The 17977-nt window shown below is 58.8% G+C and carries 13 protein-coding genes and 1 pseudogene; 13 read left to right on the forward strand and 1 reads right to left on the reverse strand.

All coding sequences use genetic code 11. The annotated features are described in order from the left end of the window. The 11 genes from AC1DYX_RS15195 to AC1DYX_RS15245 form a co-directional block, all read left to right on the forward strand. A partial coding sequence (locus AC1DYX_RS15195; protein WP_477260170.1) for an AMP-binding enzyme occupies positions 1-314 on the forward strand: 314 nt, incomplete at its 5' end. 16 nt (positions 315-330) lie between these two features. Beyond that, positions 331-1452 carry a hypothetical protein gene (locus AC1DYX_RS15200; RefSeq protein WP_477260172.1) on the forward strand — a complete coding sequence of 374 codons (1122 nt, stop codon included), beginning with the start codon at positions 331-333 and terminating at the stop codon, positions 1450-1452. Beyond that, entirely contained in the window at positions 1449-4529 is a 3081-nt protein-coding gene (locus tag AC1DYX_RS15205) for a non-ribosomal peptide synthetase (RefSeq protein WP_477260174.1), read from the forward strand. Before AC1DYX_RS15200 ends, AC1DYX_RS15205 begins: the two co-directional genes overlap by 4 nt. Beyond that, positions 4526-5791 (forward strand): type III PLP-dependent enzyme domain-containing protein, encoded by a 1266-nt coding sequence (locus AC1DYX_RS15210; protein ID WP_477260176.1) that lies wholly within the window; start codon positions 4526-4528, stop codon positions 5789-5791. The genes AC1DYX_RS15205 and AC1DYX_RS15210 overlap by 4 nt, the downstream gene beginning before the upstream one ends. 17 nt (positions 5792-5808) lie before the next feature. Beyond that, entirely contained in the window at positions 5809-10272 is a 4464-nt protein-coding gene (locus AC1DYX_RS15215) for an amino acid adenylation domain-containing protein (RefSeq protein WP_477260178.1), read from the forward strand. After that, a complete protein-coding gene (locus AC1DYX_RS15220) occupies positions 10269-11183 on the forward strand; it encodes a hypothetical protein (protein ID WP_477260180.1) in 915 nt (304 codons plus the stop codon). The genes AC1DYX_RS15215 and AC1DYX_RS15220 overlap by 4 nt, the downstream gene beginning before the upstream one ends. Positions 11184-11200: 17 nt before the next feature. After that, entirely contained in the window at positions 11201-12715 is a 1515-nt protein-coding gene (locus AC1DYX_RS15225; RefSeq protein ID WP_477260182.1) for a carbapenam-3-carboxylate synthase domain-containing protein, read from the forward strand. A 30-nt stretch (positions 12716-12745) separates the two neighbouring features. Further along, the gene (locus AC1DYX_RS15230) at positions 12746-13546 is read left to right on the forward strand and encodes a TauD/TfdA family dioxygenase (RefSeq protein ID WP_477260184.1); all 801 of its coding nucleotides are present in this window, start codon (positions 12746-12748) and stop codon (positions 13544-13546) included. Between the two features lie 312 nt (positions 13547-13858). Beyond that, entirely contained in the window at positions 13859-15079 is a 1221-nt protein-coding gene (argJ, locus tag AC1DYX_RS15235) for a bifunctional glutamate N-acetyltransferase/amino-acid acetyltransferase ArgJ (protein ID WP_477260186.1), read from the forward strand. A gap of 187 nt (positions 15080-15266) precedes the next feature. Then, complete coding sequence (locus AC1DYX_RS15240; RefSeq protein WP_477260188.1) at positions 15267-15779, forward strand: peroxiredoxin-like family protein; 513 nt, start codon at positions 15267-15269, stop codon at positions 15777-15779. Positions 15780-15811: 32 nt separating this feature from the next. Then, positions 15812-16459: an FMN-binding negative transcriptional regulator gene (locus AC1DYX_RS15245; protein WP_477260190.1), complete on the forward strand. Its 648-nt coding sequence runs from the start codon at positions 15812-15814 to the stop codon at positions 16457-16459. On the opposite strand, the gene AC1DYX_RS15250 is transcribed toward AC1DYX_RS15245, so the two are convergent. Next, complete coding sequence (locus AC1DYX_RS15250; RefSeq protein ID WP_477260192.1) at positions 16392-17363, reverse strand: 4'-phosphopantetheinyl transferase family protein; 972 nt, start codon at positions 17361-17363, stop codon at positions 16392-16394. The two genes, AC1DYX_RS15245 and AC1DYX_RS15250, sit on opposite strands and share 68 nt — an antisense overlap. 15 nt (positions 17364-17378) lie before the next feature. Between AC1DYX_RS15250 and AC1DYX_RS15255 the strand changes: the two genes are divergently transcribed. Then, positions 17379-17591: a hypothetical protein gene (locus tag AC1DYX_RS15255; protein WP_477260194.1), complete on the forward strand. Its 213-nt coding sequence runs from the start codon at positions 17379-17381 to the stop codon at positions 17589-17591. 69 nt (positions 17592-17660) lie between these two features. Then, positions 17661-17977, forward strand: a pseudogene (locus AC1DYX_RS15260) (efflux transporter periplasmic adaptor subunit); the annotation flags it as partial.

Genomic DNA, 17977 nt, shown 5'->3' on the forward strand with positions numbered 1-17977 from the left:
TTATCAACGTCGGTGGAAACAAGGTGGCCCCGGCGATGATCGAGGAGGCGCTCATGTCGTACCCCGCACTGCGCGAGGTGGCGGTCGTAGGCTTTCCCGATCCGGTAGAGGGCGAACGCATCGTCGCCTTTGTCGTGTGGCATGGAGCGTCTGACCTGGATGGGCTGAAAACATTTGCCCGAACACAGCTGGCACCGTATTGCCGGCCCCTGGAGTGGGTGACCTTACAGGCATTGCCGCGTAACTCGATCGGCAAGGTTTTGACATCCCAAATGCAACGTCCGGTCGCGGTAGAGACAGGGTCGTCCGGCTAAAAGAAAAAACAGCGATATGTTGAATATTCTTAACCGTGAAGTTGATACGTTGGAAGGATTTTACCCAGGCCTGGATGCCGAACTGGCAGAGCTGGGCATTGAGCGGCTGGAAGAGCCTGACGGGACCGCGATCTCGCTACTGCGCGATCGCGGGATCTCCAAATTGCTTATCGAGCGTTCGATGGGAGGGCAGGGTGCGTCAGCCACGGATTTTGTCCGGGTCCAGACTGCGTTGGGCCGTCGTGCGCCATCGATGGCCGTGGCCAGCTGTATGCACCATTACAAGCTGGCGGCACTTGCATCGGAAGCGCGCACTAACGCAACCGCCGAAAAGATCTTCGAAGTCCTGGTGAGTCAGAAAACGCTGCTGCTGGCGTCTGGCGGTGCGGAAGCCAAGCTGGAACAGCCCATGTTCCGGCCCTCCGTGACGCTTTCGCGCGTGGACGACGCGCTCTGCCTGAACGGTATCAAACGACCTTGTTCGCTGAGCCAGTCCATGACCCATCTGTCCGGGATGGCCGTCGGCTCCAGCGATAGCCCGTACCCCGATCAGCTGATGCATTTTTTTATTGATGCAAAGCAGGAGGGGGTGCGGCATCAGCTGTTCTGGAAGAACCCGGTGTTGATGGCAGCTGAAAGTCATGCGGTGGAGATGGAAAACGCTATCGTGGCGCCAGAGATGTTATTGCCGCTCGGTACTGAGAGTGGGGCAAGCAGCTTCGCCTTGGCTTGCTATGGCTGGTTCAATCTTTCGGCATGCGCCGTTTATACCGGTGTTCTGGTTGCCTTGATCGAAACGATCCGCAACCCAGTGCAAGCCGATTTAGGACACTGGGGAATCCAGGTGGAAGAGCTCCGGACACTTGTTGGATCGATTGCGGCGGAGTTGGATACCCGTCCGTTTGATCAGCAGCTTCTCGCTCGTATGTTCCGCATTCGTTTTGCCGCAGAGCGAATCGTTACTCACGCCGCCACGGATTGTTTTTCCCACGTGGGCGCCATGGGCTACGCGCTGTCAACCTTGCCCATGCTGTTGCTGAATGTCTGCTTGGCCATGCAGTTTCATCCACCTCGGCGCCACCAGATGGCATCACATCTGGGCGAGGAAATGTTGTCGGGACGGTTGCAGTTGGCATGAGTGACTTTGGCAAACCTGAATTTGCGGTGGTGGATCGTATCTTGCGCCATGCGCACGGTCCCCTTGCCGGTCGTACCGCCATCGAGGATGCAGACGGGAGCGTGACCTATCGGACCCTCGCGGAACGGGTCGGTCACCTGCGTGACATCTTGCCTGATTCCGAGCCAGGGCCCCTCGTGGTGGCTGTGCATGGCGTGGTCGATCGTGACTTCCTTTTTCTGCTGCTAGCGATCTGGTCACGCGGGCATGTAGTGTTGCCCATAGATCAAGGTCTGCCGATCGAGCGTAAGAGCGCGATATTGGGGCACGACTGGATCGGCCTACTTGTCGATCTTGCGGCGACACCGCTCGAAACCGGGCTGGCTGTACCCGTCTGGCGGTTGGGAGACGCTTCCGGGCCCTTGGCAGCGCCGCGGGCCCGCCGGCTTACGGACAAGGCAGGCGCAGCCTACGTTACGTTTTCATCGGGGACGACCGGCAAACCCAAGGCATTGCTGGGCCGCGCGGACAGTTTGAGTCATTTCATCGACTGGCAGGGGCAAGAATTCGCGTTCACCATGGAGGACCGTGTTCCAGTTCTGACCAGCCCATCCTTCGATCCGTATATGCGCGAAGTGCTGACGGCTTTGAGTGCAGGCGGTACCTTGGTGCTGACCGACCCCGGGCTACGCGGCGAGCCTGATGCGCTGATGCGGGTTCTGCACGATGCCCGGATCACGCGCCTGCATGCCGTACCGACCCTGGCGCGGCATTGGGGCCGCGCGCTGGAACGACAGAACCGGCAGCTCCCATCGCTGAAAACCATCTTTTTCGCCGGTGAGCCGTTATCGTCGGAACTGGTGGCGCGTTGGCGGCGGCACGCTCCTGCGGCCGAAATGGTCAATCTCTATGGCCCGAGCGAAACTACGCTGGCCCGGTTCTACTATCGGTTGCCCAAGGATCTGCCGCACACCGACAACCTGCCAGTAGGCAGGCCAATCGCAGACAGTGCTGCCGTGATTTTGGGCCAGGATAGCCTGCCCCTGCCGGATGGCGAGACCGGGACGGTGTTCATTGATACTCGTTATGCCACCTTCGGTACGGTTGAGCGCGGATGGCGTGACAGCGCGCTGGCCTCACCCCACGCGGTCCACGGCCCTTGTTTTTATCCGACCGGGGACTTGGGGCGGATTGCGAACGGGGTACTGGAAATCCTGGGGCGAACCGATGGCCAGTCGAAGATAGCCGGTATCCGCTTTCATCCGGCGGAAATTTCCGCTGCAATATCTGCCCTGGCGGGGATTGCCGAGGCGTTTGCCTTCGTCGTGGAAGCCAGCGCCAAGACCGTCCATGCGATTTATGTCGCCGAAGCAGGCATGCCTGCGTTGCCCCCCGAACGTATCCGCCGGGCTCTGGCCGAGCGGCTTCATCCTTCATTGATTCCATCCCGGATCGTGGCAGTCGAGGCGCTTCCCGTGACGCAGAATGGCAAGCTCGACAAGGCCGCGGCGATGCGGCTCGCCATGCATGAGACGACGATGGAAGAGCGGCATGTCGGACAGTATGACAATGACGTTCTGGCGGTCTTTACCCGGACCTTTGGCGGCGTGGAGATCGGCACGGAAGATAACTTTTATGAGCTGGGTGGAGACTCGATCCTCGCCGCCCAAATCGCTGCAGAACTCACTGTGCGTACGCGCAGGAATGTTGGCCCGGCGGACGTGCTGGCCCATGCCCGCGTCGGTGAACTAGCGGAAGCGTTGACCCACCTGGAGATGGTAAGCGATGCGCCGGAAGAGCGCATCGACGCGGCCCCGCGGAACGAAGCCGCGTGCATCGAACTGTCGCCGCGCCAGCTTGCGTATCGCGCCGTATGCATGGCCGAAGGAGATCGTGACTGGTGCATCCTTTCCCGTGTCATCGCCCAGGTAGGGGCAGTCGAGCCGGACGTGCTGCGCGCGGCGATACGCTCGCTCGCGCAGTGCCATGATGTCTTGAGGCTGCAATTCCCGAACGGGGCCGTTTCTGACACGCAGCACATCGTTTGTGCCGAGGCTGATTTTGCCCAGTCGATGTCGGTAGAAATGCATGATTTCAGTGCGCTGGCCGACGACGCGTTCGAGCAGAAACTTTCCGAGCTGCGTGCCGAAGGTAGCCGCCGCCTATTCGACCTGACACGGGCGCCGTTGTTGCGCTGTGCCATCGTGCAAGGGCGCAAGGACCGGCGGCTGGTGCTGTGGACGCATCATCTGATCATGGATGGGCCGTCGCTGAACATGTTTTCACATGCGTTGCAAGCGGTCTTGAATGGCAGCGGGCATGCGTTGCCGCTACCGACTGCGGGATACCGTGATTTTATTGCTTGGCAGCATCGCCGTTCCCGGAGCAGCCAACAGGTTGAGCGTGCCTATTGGCTCAGCTTGCTCGAGAACTTCCGCCCTGTCCGCGTAAATGAGCGCCGCCTGCCTGGCAGGGACCCGCAAGGCTATATTTTTACCCGTCCCTTCGCTCCTGGCGTGGTGCAGGCAGTGCGAGCGAGGGCCGTAGAGTGGCAGTGCACGCCGTTCACCATATTACTTGCCGGATTTATACAAGCCATTGGAACACGTTCGGGCAACGCGGCGCCGGCCATCATTGTGCCGATGCAGGCCCGTGGTTTGCCATGTTTTGCCGAAACGATGGGTCTGTTTTTTTCCATGGGCATCGTGCGGCTGGCATTGGACACCATTGGGCGGGACGGGCGCTTCGCGGCACGGCTTCAGGGCCAGTTGAACGACGCTGCAGCGTACTCCGAATATGAATTTCATCAACGGATGGGCGACCTGCCAGCTGCCGACGACCCCTATTTCTTCCCATTGTCCACGGCTCTTTTTAACCAGAACAAGCTGCCACCTGGGATGCCCTATGCGGCGGCAACCCCGATGGGGTCGCATCCGCTCGGGCGCTCGCTGAGGTTTCAAATCCAGGGCGAGGTGCAGTTGAAGGGAGACGACTTTCTGATTACTTACTTGCACCGCGAAACGACCTTTGCCGACGAAGGTGGCATCGAGCTATTCGCCGATCTTGTTGAAACCAAAATCATGGAACTTGTCGCATGAGCCAGATGGCTGTTTTTCCTTCTACTCGCAATAAGGGGCCGTCGACCCTGCCGATCACGCAGCACATAGCCGGTCATAGGATCGAGGACCTTGCTGCACGCGCGGATGGGGGCGCCTTTTATGCCTATGATTTGGAGCGGGTACGGCAGCGGATAAAGGAACTGCGGCAGCATCTGCCGGACACCGTGTCTCTCTACTATTCGCCCAAGGTGAATCCTTTTCCACCGCTTTTGCATGAGCTGTCTGCGCTGGTGGATGGTTTTGATGTCGCCTCCGGCCGGGAACTGAAAGCGGTCCTGAACACCCAGGTCGCACCGGCCGCCTGCCTGTTTACCGGCCCAGGCAAAAACGTGGAGGACATCCGGTCAGCCGTCGCAGCCGGCGTGATCGTCAACCTCGAGTCGTCCGAGCAGTTGTCGCAGACGATCACCGTTGCCGAACAAATGGGGAAAAAACCCCGCGTTGCATTCCGCATCAATCCGGTCGGCCTTGTGTCTGGGCTGGGCCTTGGGCGCTATGACCATTCGCCCTTCGGTTTCGAGCCCGCCCAGCTGCCACGGGCTCTGCAGGTGGCGCGGGAGAGTGACGCCCGCATAGAAGGTTTCCACGGTTTCTTCGGATCGCAGTTTTATGACGTGGCTGAACTCGTGCGGATCCAAACCGCACTGTTTTCGCTGTCCGCCGAGCTGGCCGCTGGGATAGGACTGGAACGCTATTTCGTCAATCTGGGAGGCGGCTTTCCTGTAGGTTTTTACGAGGCAGATCCCACGTTCGATCTGCTGTCGATGGGGCAAGCCATGCGGGAGTGGACCGGGCGCTTGCTGCCTGCGGATGGCCGGGTTTCGCTCATTCTGGAACTGGGGCGCTATCTGGTGGCCGAGGCGGGTTATTACGTCGCGCGGGTCGTCGACTGCAAAAAAGTGGGAGACGAAGAATTCATTGTCCTGCAAGGTGGGCTGAACCACAACATGCTCGCGGCCGGGGTGTTCGGGCGCGCTGCGGCGTCCAACGCCCGCGTGTCCCTGAGCGGCGCGGGGCTGGAGCAGCGCAGAACGAAGACGGTTTCCGTGGTCGGCCCCCTTTGCACCTCGGTCGACCGGTTTGCCACCCATGTCGTTTTGCCGGAACCTCGCATTGGCGATTATGTGGTGATCGCAAATTCAGGCGCCTACGGCGCATCTTTCAGCCCCTTGAATTTTCTTGGACACGAGCGGGTACAGGAAATGATCGTCCGCTCTCATGTTCACAATAATTCGATATGACTCACACACTAGTTAATATGGTCCAGGCAGCAAGCAATAGCAAAACCGAGGTGGTGGAGCTGTGGCGCAAGTATCTCGGCCCCACGGCCAATCTGCAGGCAGATTTCATCGCCGAGGGTGGCGATTCCCTGACGGCCGTGCGCTTGCTCCGCGATATCGAAAACCGTTTCAACATGGATTTCGATCTGAGTAAGCTGACCGATGGAATTACGATCGAACGACTGATCGCGCAGATTGAAGGCAGCCGCGCGGGTACCGGCATGGACACCGGATCGAACCTGCACCTCGTCGATGCCGGAAGCGTCGTTCCCGATGCTTGCACGACGGAAGATGGCGGGGGTAGGGCCCGTCCTATGGGAAATGCCATGCCGGCCCGACCGTCCCTGAGTAGCGCGGTGCGTGAATCCGGCTCAACCCATGCCGCGCCCATGCAGCGCGCGTACTGGATTGGCGAGAAAGGCGGGCTGGACAGCTCTGCCCCTGCCGTCTATATGATGGAATTGCAGGTAGCGATGCTGGATCCAGCCCAACTGCAGCAGGCGGTGGAGACCGTCGTCGCGCGCCACGAAATACTGCGCTTGCGAATCGACGAGGTCGGCATGTTGCAGGCGGACACCGAATACCGGGTACCCGAGCTCGCCTTTCTGGACTGCACTGCCGAAGGGGCCGACGCCGAGCGAGAACTGCAGGCCTTTCGCGAGGCGATGGCCGGCGTCCGTTTCGGATTCGATGGAGCATCGTTTTCGATCGGACTGGCGCGCGCGGGAGCGCAGAGCCATCTCTTTCTCACGCTGCCACTGTGGAGATTCGATGCGGCAAGCACCCAGCGTCTGATTCAGGAACTGCTGGCCCTCGCAACAGCGAAGGGGGACACGAAACTAGCTGAGCCCGCGGATTTCACCACCTACGCCCGGCAATGGCACAAGCGCCGCACCGTGACACAGTATGAGCGCGATCGCAGTTACTGGCTTGAACGCCTCGGCCGTTTGCCGGCAGCACCCGGACTGCCCCAGGTTAAGCGTGTGAACCCCCCCACGACCGAAGACACCGCAAGCTATTTGCGCCATATTCACGCCGAGCTGTCGCAACAGACATGGTCCAGTTTGCAGGCACAAGCGGCAAAACGCTCACTCACCGTGGCCAGCGTCGGGTTGGCGGCCTTCGCATGCGCACTGGCCCGCATCAGCGGGAGCGAACATTTCACGTTGACCTGCTTGATTTCGGCCCGCGACAGCTTTGATGAACGCGCCGCTGACTGCCTGGGCAATTTCGGCGAAACCTTGTGTCTCGAGGTAGACCGGCGCGAACAGGCCGATTTCGAGAGCCATGCGATGCTGCTGCAACGGCAGCTCTGGCGCGACCGGACGCATATGAACTTCAGCGGGACGGATGTGGCGGCGGCCTGGCGGCGGCAGCACGGCTATAGCGACGGCCCGACCTTTCCGGTGACCTTTACGCTGGCGAAGGATATTGCCGGCGATGCGGCCGACATTGTTGCAAGTTCGGGCCGTTTGTCGGTACCGCAGGTCCATCTGGATCACCAGATCCTGGAACACCGCAACGGTGCGATCCTGAATATCGATTATCGGGAAGGTATCTATACGCCCGGGGTGCCGGAGGAAATTCTGGCGTCATATCACGCGGCGCTGGTGGCCCTGGCCGAGAGCGATATAGCCTGGGCTGAAATTTTTCCTGGAAGAAAAGGCAATTGGCCGGAAGCACCCGCAATGGGGTTGCTGACCCGTCCGGGCGAGCGGCTGGAAGATGGCTTCCTGCGTAACGTCACGGAGCAGCCGGACCAACTGGCCGTTATTACCGAAGAGGCAAGTCTGACGTACCGCGAGCTGTTCCTGCAGGCGTTGCACCTGGCAGAACGTTTGCGTGCAGAGGGCGGGCAATCCGGGGACAGGATCGCCATCCATACCGAAAAAGGCTGGCGCGAAATCGTCGCCGTGATCGGCGTGATGCTTGCGGACATGGTGTATGTGCCGATGCACCCCTCCTTGCCGGTCTTACGTAAGAAAACGATTCTGCAGTCGAGCAGCGCGCGGCTCATTCTCAGTAGCGCCGGGCCGGAATCGGACGCCGTACTGGGCAAGGCGCTGGAGGGTGCGCGGATCCTCGTCCTCGACGGCGGCCGGGCACCGGGAGGAGACCCGACCGCCATCTCCCCGCGCAGTAGCGAGCGCGCCTACATTCTCTACACATCGGGAACCACGGGCACGCCAAAAGGGGTGGCCATGAGTCACCGAGCCGCGCTGAACACCATCCGCGATTTGCTCGACCGTTATGCCATCGGCCCGACGGATCGTTGCCTGGGCCTGTCGCAGCTCAGTTTTGACCTCTCCGTGTTCGACATTTTTGGCATGTTGGCGGCCGGCGGAGCCCTGGTACTACCTTCTGGTGCCGATGAGCGTAACCCGCCAGCCTGGCTCGATATGTGCCACCTGCACGGGGTGACGCTGTGGAATTCGGTCCCGGCACTGATGCAGCTGGCGATCGACAGTGCGACCGATTGTGCGTTCCGCAGGCTGCGCCTGGTCTTTTTGAGTGGCGATTGGGTCCCATCGCACCTGCCATCGCGCATCCGGCAGATCAGGCCGGAGGCGCACATCGTTGCCATGGGAGGTGCGACCGAGGCGGCGATCTGGTCGATCCTGCACGACATCGAGGATTCCGGCAGCGAGACCGCCACGATACCTTATGGGCGGGCGATGYGCGAGCAGGCGGTTTATGTGCTGGACCGGAATGGCCGGCAATGTCTGCCGTTCGAGCCGAGCGAGATATTCATTGCTGGAATGGGTCTGGCCGAGGGGTATTGGGGCGACGAGGCGAAAACCGAGGCAAGCTTCATTTATCACCCGTACAGCGGCATGCGCCTTTATGCGACCGGGGACCTGGGGCGTTACTGGCCGGATGGCACCATCGAATTTTTGGGGCGGCGTGACAGCCAGGTCAAGATCCAGGGCTATCGGGTCGAATGCGGCGAGGTGGAGGCCGCGCTGATCGCCAGCGCAATGGTGGAGGATGCGGTTGTCATCGGGGCGGATGAACCGCGTGGCAAGGCGCTGCATGCCTACGTGGTCACGCTGCCGGGCATGGTGCTTGACAGGGATGGCCTGATGCACAAGTTGTCGGCCCGGCTCCCAGCGTACATGGTCCCGACACGGCTTTTCGAAGTCGCACGGCTGCCCTTGACCAGCAATGGCAAGGTGGATCGGAGAGCGCTGCTCGGCTTGGGCGCGCGTGATCTCCTGGCGATCGACGAGGCATCCGCGCGGCAGGCAGCGCGAAACGACCTGGAAAAGAAACTGGCCGGAGAATGGGCCAAACTTTTGGAAATTCCGGAGCCAGGCATTGACGATGATTTCTTCGCGTTGGGAGGAACGTCGTTCACGGGCATGATGCTGATGGCGCGCCTGTCGCGCATGTTCGAGGGGCGGCGCTTGACTCTCGCCCATCTGACCTCTTGTCCAACCATCCGCAAGCTGGGAGCGATGCTCGACAGCGCACAGACCGATGACGGCACCTGCCTGCGCCCGGTTGGCGGATGCAAGGGCGCCCAGGCTCTGGTATTGCTGCCGCCTATCGGCGGGAACAGCGCATGCTACAGCGAGTTGATTTCCCTGCTGGCCCCCAGCTTCCACATCCATGCTGTCACGGCGCGGGGCCTGGATGGGGAGCAGATGCCGTTCCGTTCCATCCCGGAGATGGGGCAGGCCTATGCGCGGATGATTGCCGCCGCGCTCCCCGATGAAAAGCCGTTGTTGGTGGGCTGGTCGATGGGTGGGCTGGTGGCCATTGAAGTCGCCCGCGCGCTGGGCGACAGGCAGGCAGGCATCGTGGCAATCGACTCCCGCCTTGCMGCCTGCGGTGGCGACGGGCGTCAAGCGGACGACAGGGCTGCCTTTCTGGAAGATATCCGGTTGGCGAACGGCGATGCCGGAGCCATGTCACGGCTTCTGGATTGTGACCCGGACAGCACTCCCGAGGCAGCGTTCGCGGTCGCCGCGGCGAGGGTGTTTTCTGCGCATCGCCAGGCTCTGGAATCCTATGTGCCGCTGCCCGTCGCGGCGCGCGCGACGCTGATGGTCGCCGCCCATGCGCCAGGCAGGGAAACGGGGCTGGAAACGATATTCGCCCAGGTGGAACGGATTGTCCTGGACGCCGATCACTACACCATTTTGCGCGGCGCAACGCTGGCAAGCATTGCCAAGCAATGTCGTCACATTGTGGCGGCGCCCAAAGCCGGGGCAAGGGGTATGCAACGTCTGCAGGCCATTTTGCAGCAGGTCCGTCCCGGTTTTGACGAAGTCCTCACCTCTGCCGATGTCATCGGGCAGGAACTTGGTTTCAGTTCGATCGAACAGATAAGGATCATTGGCCTGATCGAGGATGCATTGGATATCGATCTTATGGCCGATGGCCTCCACGCTCTGAACGTCGGTGCACTGTGCGCATTGCTGGAGAAGGAATCATGACTTTGCCGCGCGAGGTTTTCCTGTCCCGATGCGAGTACCACCTGGGCCATCTGGTCACACTGGACGAGCTGCCCCTGGTCGGAGAAGAACGCGACGCGCTGCACGAGCAGGGACTGGCGACCGTGAGCCGGATCGACACGCCGCTGTCCGAACTTTTGCCCGAGCTCTTGTGCGCGCATATCGACCAGCATGGGGCCCCCGATTTCATCGTCGTCGTCTCCAATTCGCTCAACAATGCCGATATCGGTGCCATCACGCGCGGACTGGCCCGCAGCGCGACGTTGGCGGCTTTGCCCATGCAGTTTGTGAACAGCGGCGACTGCACCAATTTTCATCACGTTTTAAGGCTCGGGTGGGCCTATCTGCACGCTGAACTCGGGCGCGATGTCCTGCTTGTCACCGCAGACCGGGCCGTGGACGCGGTGGGTGGCGAGATTCGCGCCGAGTTCGGCGGCGGCCTGGTTGGCGACGCGGTAGCGCTGTGCCGCCAGGGATTGGCGCCGCAGTCTCGCGGGTGGCGCCTGCTTTCGGCGCCGGTCATCGTCAAGGATGCTACCGAAGCCGTGAATATCGATGCCAGACTTGCCTTGTCGGTACAGGGCCTGCGCCGCGCGGCCCGCGCCGTCATGCCCGAACGAGGCATGGCGGCGGAAATCGACCAGCTCATCCCCAATACCTATACGCGACAAAGCGCCGAGCTTCTTTCGTTGGCAACGCGTGTTCCCGAGGAACGCATTTTTCTTGGAAATGTTGCCCGTACTGGACACTGCTTTGCTGCCGACAACCTCATCAACCTGGTGGATTACGCCGATGGAGCGCATGCGCCCGGAAGCCAGCTGCTGATGGTTGCCTCCGGAGTCTTTCAGTGGAGCGCCGTCCTGCTCGAGAGGGCTCCTCAACATTCTTTTTAGTCAGGGAATACAAAAACATGAGTTTCATTCTTACCCGAAAAAACGACAAGGGCGCACTGTCCGAGGCCTCTGCAAAACTGGGCTGGAACCTGCCGCTCATTGAGTTCGGCAACGTTTGCCTTGCCAGCGCCAATGAGGCGACCTGTGCAAGCTTCGCGCAATCCGGGGCGCGGTCTTACGCGCTGCTGGGCAGCATCGCCAACCATGGCGAGCTGCGCCAGATGCTCGCGATGTTTGACAGTGCAGCGCTGAATGCCTCGCATGCGGAACTGGCGGTAATGCTGATCACGCGGCTCGGCATGGCGGGCTTGTCATTCATCGACGGCGCCTTTGTCCTGTTTTGTGATGATGCGGAAAGCAATGCGCTGACGGCGGTTGTGGATGTCCTTGGGCAATACCCGCTTTACGTAACCGAGGGGAGCAATCCATGGGTTGCGCCAAATCCCCGATTGGCCGCCCTGAAGCCGGGATTCGAAGCGGAGTTCTACGACGTGTCCGAGTTACTGCGCGGCGGATCGCGTGCAGATAATTATGTGCCCATCAAAAACATCAGTCGCATCAAGCCTGGCACCGCGTTGCAGATCCTGCATGACGGCCAAGGTCATTGTCATCTCGCCTCGGCGAGCTTCCACGTGCTCCATCGCAAGACAGACCGCGTCGTCAATCTGGATGAGGGAGTCCGCGCTTTGGAAGAGATGTTGATTCCGGCGATCCGCAATGCCTGCGAAGGCGAGGGCCGTACCTATGTGCCACTCTCGGGCGGTATCGATTCCAGTCTGGTGGCCGCATACGGCATGCGCTTCAGCACGCTCAGTACCATTGCCCTGGGGACTCAACGTTCGAACGAATACGTACCCTCCAAGAGGGTCGCCGACCATATCGGATCTTCGCATAGTGAAGTCGAACTCAGCACCGATGATATTTTGTCTGGCATGTTCGACGCGATTTACTACAACGGCATCTTCGATGGGTATGCCGCAGAAGTGCAAGCCAGCCTCTTTGCCCTGATGGCGCGCCTGAAAGGCAAGACCGATCTGATTGTAACGGGCTATGGTGCCGATTTACTGCTGGGGGGTACGATGATTCCGGGTAATCTGCCCGAGATCGGGGTCAACCAGGAGCTGTGGGCACAGGTGTATCGCACGCGCTGGAGCGGCGAATTCTCGCCAGTAGGGGCCAATATGATGGGAATGCAGATCCGTCATCCGTTCTGGACGCCTCGTTTCCTGGGCTACTGCCTGGATCTGCCCGAAGAGCTTAAGGTTTCGGACAATGAAGTGAAAATCGTTCTGCGCACCTTCGCCGAGCGCCAAAGCATCCTTCCAGAGCAGACAGTGTGGCGCAAGAAGATCGCTATTCACCACGGCTCGTCCGTCGAGGACATTCTGTCAGACACGCTTGGCATGGAAATCAACGCGCAAGCCAAGGAACTGTTCGCTTACGGTCTTTACCGCGATGCCGTCAGCGGCAAGCTGGATTCGCAAACATTCGACCCGAAAAAAGCGCTTGCCCGGTTCAGGGCCGAGATTTGACGAAACAGGCAACCGTAGAGAGGAAATGCGATGGAAAACAATCCAACTTTCGGCGTCCAGCTGGAGAACCGCGCCGGGATTGAAGCGCTTTCGAATGAGGAACTGCGCCAGCTTGTTTTCAAGCATGGTTGGCTGCTGATTCGCGGAGCGCATTACGACGCTCCCGACTTCGAGGCATTGGCCACGCGTCTCGGCGAGCATGTCCAGTATGGTTTCGGCAAAGTGCTAAATATGGAAGCGCAAAAAGATGCGGCAGAAAGCCAGTTCTCCAACGCGTCAATGCCGCTGCATCAGGACACGATCTTGAATGCTGACAACAATGCGCAATTTCTGGTGTTCCGTTGCTTGGAAACCACTGCAGATGCGGGTGGCGAAACACTGCTTACTGATAACCGCCGGTTCATGAAGAGGATCCCCGCTGATCTTCTGGATATTTTGCGCAATGTGGAATTCAGCTATCGCCCATTAACCTCCGGCTACTATAAACTGCGGGAAAATGAGACCGACATCCGTCTGCCGCCATTGGCTCGCCACCCGGAAACAGGTGAAGAGATTCCTTACCTGGCGCTGGATGACCCTGAGGATGAGCGTCGCAACTATGCGGCGAGTGTGGTCGCGTACGATGCGAATGCAAGCCGCTCGCTGATGGAGCGGATCGACAAAGCGCTACGCGCTCCCGATATTCTATACGCGCATAAATGGCAAGTCGGCGATCTGCTGATCATCGATAATTTCCTTGTCTGTCACGGACGCAATCCGTCCAGTTACGGCTCTCGCCGCCGCCTTGAACGGATTGCACTCAAGGCCCGCAATATTTTGGCTAATGCCTGAATTGCAGAAGACATTCCGTTATTACCGGAGGGCGGTTCGACAACGGCGATGGCGATAAGCAAACTTAGTGTATGATGGCGTACCTCGAAAACCGTGACGGTTGGTCGAGGTAAAGCGCACGGCGCATAGGATGCGAGACGTATCACCGAGATAGGCGGTCATCTGAATGCCGTGCCACGTACCCTTCGCTGCGCAGCAAGTTTATCTAAGTACCGATGGTTTGATAGGACTTTATTTGTTCCCTTTGACGTTAGGTGCGGCTGGCTGGCTGGCGGTTGGGTTGGACATGTATCTACTTAAGAGAAAAGAAAAATGAACGTGGTTTCGCCTTTTGCTCCAAAAACCGAGCATCAACCCCTCCCCGTCCGCGGCGTGCGCTATGCGACGCATCGTTGTGGTTTCAAGGAATCCGGTGGCGATGATCTTTTGCTGGTGGCCTTGGCCGAAGGTACCTCTGTAGCTGGCGTGTTCACCCGCTCCTCCACTGCAGCAGCACCGGTGGATGCTTGCAGAGCCAATTTGCCGCTGGGTGAGGCAAGGGCACTGATCGTGCATTCGGGGAATGCGAATGCATTTACCGGAAAGATCGGTGAAGCGGTCGTACGCGACACGTCGGCGGCGGTCGCCAATCTTCTCGGCTGCTCGCCGCAGATGGTCTATTCCGCGGCAACCGGGATCATCGGGCGCGCGTTCCCTTCGGAGAAAATTGTGTCGCGCCTCGGCGAGTTGGCTGAACGACTCGATGCCAATGGCGGCGCAGTGGCTGCGCGAACCATTATGACGACCGATACGTTCCCGAAATCGGCGTCGCGCAAGATTGCAACCTCGCAAGGGGAAGTTGTGCTCACCGGTCTTGCGAAGGGTGCGGGAATGATAGCGCCGGATATGGCAWCCCTGCTGTCCTTCGTCTTTACGGATGCGAAGATTACTTCGGGTGACTTGCAGCGCTGCCTGAACGTGGCCAACCAGAAATCGTACTCCAAGATATCGGTCGATGGCGACACGTCGACAAACGACACGCTGCTACTTTTCGCTACGGGCCAGTCCACGGCCGAGCCATTATCCGGCGAGGATCTTGCTGCTTTCTCGGCAGGGCTTAACGATCTCCTCAAGGAGCTTGCACTGCTGATCGTGCGCGATGGCGAGGGTATCAGCAAGTTCATCACGGTCGATGTCAAGGGGGCGCGTACCGACGCCGAAGCGCTGAGCGCCGCTCGGTCCATTGCCGGATCGCCTCTTGTCAAGACGGCCATGGCTGGCGGCCACCCCAATTGGGGACGCATCATCATGGCGGTTGGCAAGAGCGGCGCTACTGTAAATAAGCGCAATATGTCCATCAGCCTGGGCGGTATCCCGGTGGCCCGCAGCGGTGACCCGGTAGCGCATGACCGCGAAGAAGAGCTGCATGCCCATATGACGGGAAATGAAATACATATTGAAGTGGATCTGGCCGCCGGCACGGCCTCGGACACTATTTATACCTGTGATCTGACTTACGGTTACGTTGAGATCAACGCATTTTACAAGACTTGACGGATTGTCCGGCATCCCGAAAAAATACCGCATGTCCAATTGGGTACACGCGGTGTGCTAGATGCGACGCCTGTCAAGTGACAGGTAAGCATCTGGATACTGGATAATGCCATCGGACTATGCAGAGGGATGATCGAGATGCCTCAGCGCCCCATTTTTAATTCACCAACATTCAGGATTCGACACCGTGTTAAAGCCGCGACAGAAAACCCCTAATCTCCGCGTCCCCCTCGTGCAAGGCGGGATATGGTCGATTGACGAGCGAAAGCCCACACACTTTACGGTGATAGTCTTCTATCGCGGTGTGCATTGTCCACTGTGCAAGCAATACGTTACCGAACTGGATAGGTTGATTCCCGAATTCCACGCGGCGGGTGCGAGCGAGGTCATTGCGGTCAGTGGTGACGACGTTGATCGTGCGCGCAAGGCACTGGTCGAATGGGATATTAAAAATGTTCCGATCGGGTATTCTCAAACGTTGGATTCGATGCGGGATTGGGGTCTTTACATTTCGAAGGCCATCCGCGAAGGCCAGCCTAACGAATTTGGCGAGCCGGCAATGTTYATTTTGCGTCCGGACCAGACCCTATATGCCGCCATCCAGACCACGATGCCCTTCATGCGTCCAAACCTGAAAGAAGCGATTGAAACCATCAAATGGGTTATCGCGAACGACTACCCGGCTCGGGGCGAAGTCTGACTCTGCGCCAGCCAGAATACGGATGTTTTACCATGTATACCAAAGAACAGTTCAGCTTGCCTAGCATCGATTCGGTGCGTGCTTTTGTCGACAACCGATCGTTTGGCGTGCTGGCGACACATCGCGACGGTAAGGTATTCAGCTCGCCAGTACCTTTTGATCTGCGTGAAGATGAAGAAGGCAAACTTTTTGTCACCGGTCATATCGCGCGAGCCAATGAGATGCTTTCTAGCTTTGTTAGCGGCAATTGCGCGACAATGACTGTGATGGGGCCGGACAGCTTTGTGCCTGCTGAATGGTTTGGTGTGCGGCATCGGATTCCCACATGGTTATATTGTTCGGTAGAGATATCTGGTCGCCTCGAGCCCAGTAACTACGACACGATGGTCGACGACGTAAATATCATGATCGCACGGCTCCAGCAACAGGTGATTCCCGGCTCGACCTGGACATTGAACGACATTGCACCAGAACTGTCGGGCGAATACCTCAAACATATTGCCGGCTACCGGCTCTACGATCTAGATATTAAGTCGTGTTTCCGCCTAAATCAGGGTAAGGGTCATTGCGCGGCGCTGATCGAGCATCTTCGTGCACGTAATACCGAAGCGACTAATATACTAGCCGATCTGGTGGCGGAGCCGCCGACAAGCAGGCAGGGTCAATCGACCACAGCGTAATGACGGCCGAGGGGCTATGCTGCGCAACCGCCCATACGAACCCGTCGGGGAGTAGTCCCTGATATAAACTCCATTCCGACGGGTTCCCTGGTAAGGGCCCTGTTTGGCGCAGTCGGGGCGGATTGCGCGCGCAACAAATATCCGTGATCTTTGGGCACAAGCCTTGGCCAGTGGCTTTGACCAATGCTTCTTTCAAGGTCCACAGTTCCATGCAGGCTTTGCCCTGTAGGGCATCTGGTAGCTCCGCAATTTCCAGAGCTTCTCGTTTGGAGCAAAACATCTGACAAATTTCCGCTGTCAGCTTTCTGTTGATTGATTCGATATCGATACCAACGGCTGCGGCACGAGAAAATGCGACCGCAACCCGATGGTCAGTATGGCTGAGATTCATATGGATAGTAGCTGTTCCCGCCGACGTTAAGAGCCGAGGTTTCCCGTTCAGGTCTTTTCCGATAGCCACTTCAGGTGGAGGACACCCCAACAAGGACGCCAAGACTTGGCGCAGCAGTGAATGCGCAGCAATATAGCTTTGGCGATCAGTGGCGTATCGGAAGCGTCGTGCTTTTTGTTGCTCTTCGTCGGAAAGCAACTTGTGCCATTCTTGCGCGTGCTCAATGGAAAGACCGTCTGTGTCAAGCCATACAATACCAATGCCCCCAGAGCCAATGACTTCGCTGAAATCAGCGAAACGTGTCGTATTCAATGGTGTTAGTTTTTTGTGCAAAGCGGGAAACCTTTTAATAAAATTTTTGCCTTCCGGTGGTTCGGGTGCCGTTAAGGCCACGGTTGTACTGCATTGGAGACGATGCTGTCCGAGCCGGGCCGAATGCTGCTTTCTAAGAAGGCCATCCCAATCATCGTGCGGCCGGTCAAGTACCTCAACAACATTACTGAGTAAAACCATCGGGCTATCAAGCGCATGACGAACCCGATTTTAGATGTTGGATTATTTCGTGCCCCGAGCGTCGTGCGGTCCGGTGTCGAGCTGATGCTCATAATTCGCAAGGAACAGTTTGTCATCAACGAAGCCACTTCGATGTCGTTCACTAACGAAATTTATGTGCGCGCAAGAAAGACCCGCTTAATCGAACGCGAAGCAACGCTCGGCGCGAACAATCCATTTCACATTTAGCAATATAACAGAACTGTAATTTCAACATCGGAGGTAAACATGAGCGCGTTTCAAAAAATTTGGATGGCAATGCCTTCCCTAATGCTGGTCTTCGGCGCCGCCGGCTGCGTCACCCTGAGTGCGAGCCTAGCCGGCTGCTCCGACGCCACGGGCAAGGCGGCAGAAGCACAGACGCAGGAACAGGCCGGCCCGCCGGTGTCGGCCGCCGCCGTGCTCGAGAAGCCGATTGCGGAAACCCAGGAATTCTCGGGTCGCCTGGAAGCCGTCGAGCGCGTCGAGATCCGTCCGCGCGTCTCCGGCTACATCACCGCCGTCAACTTCAAGCCGGGCGCCGAAGTCAAAAAGGGCGACGTGCTGTTCGTGATCGATCCGCGTCCCTACCAGGC

Source organism: Massilia sp. P2_C2 (genome assembly GCF_056404615.1).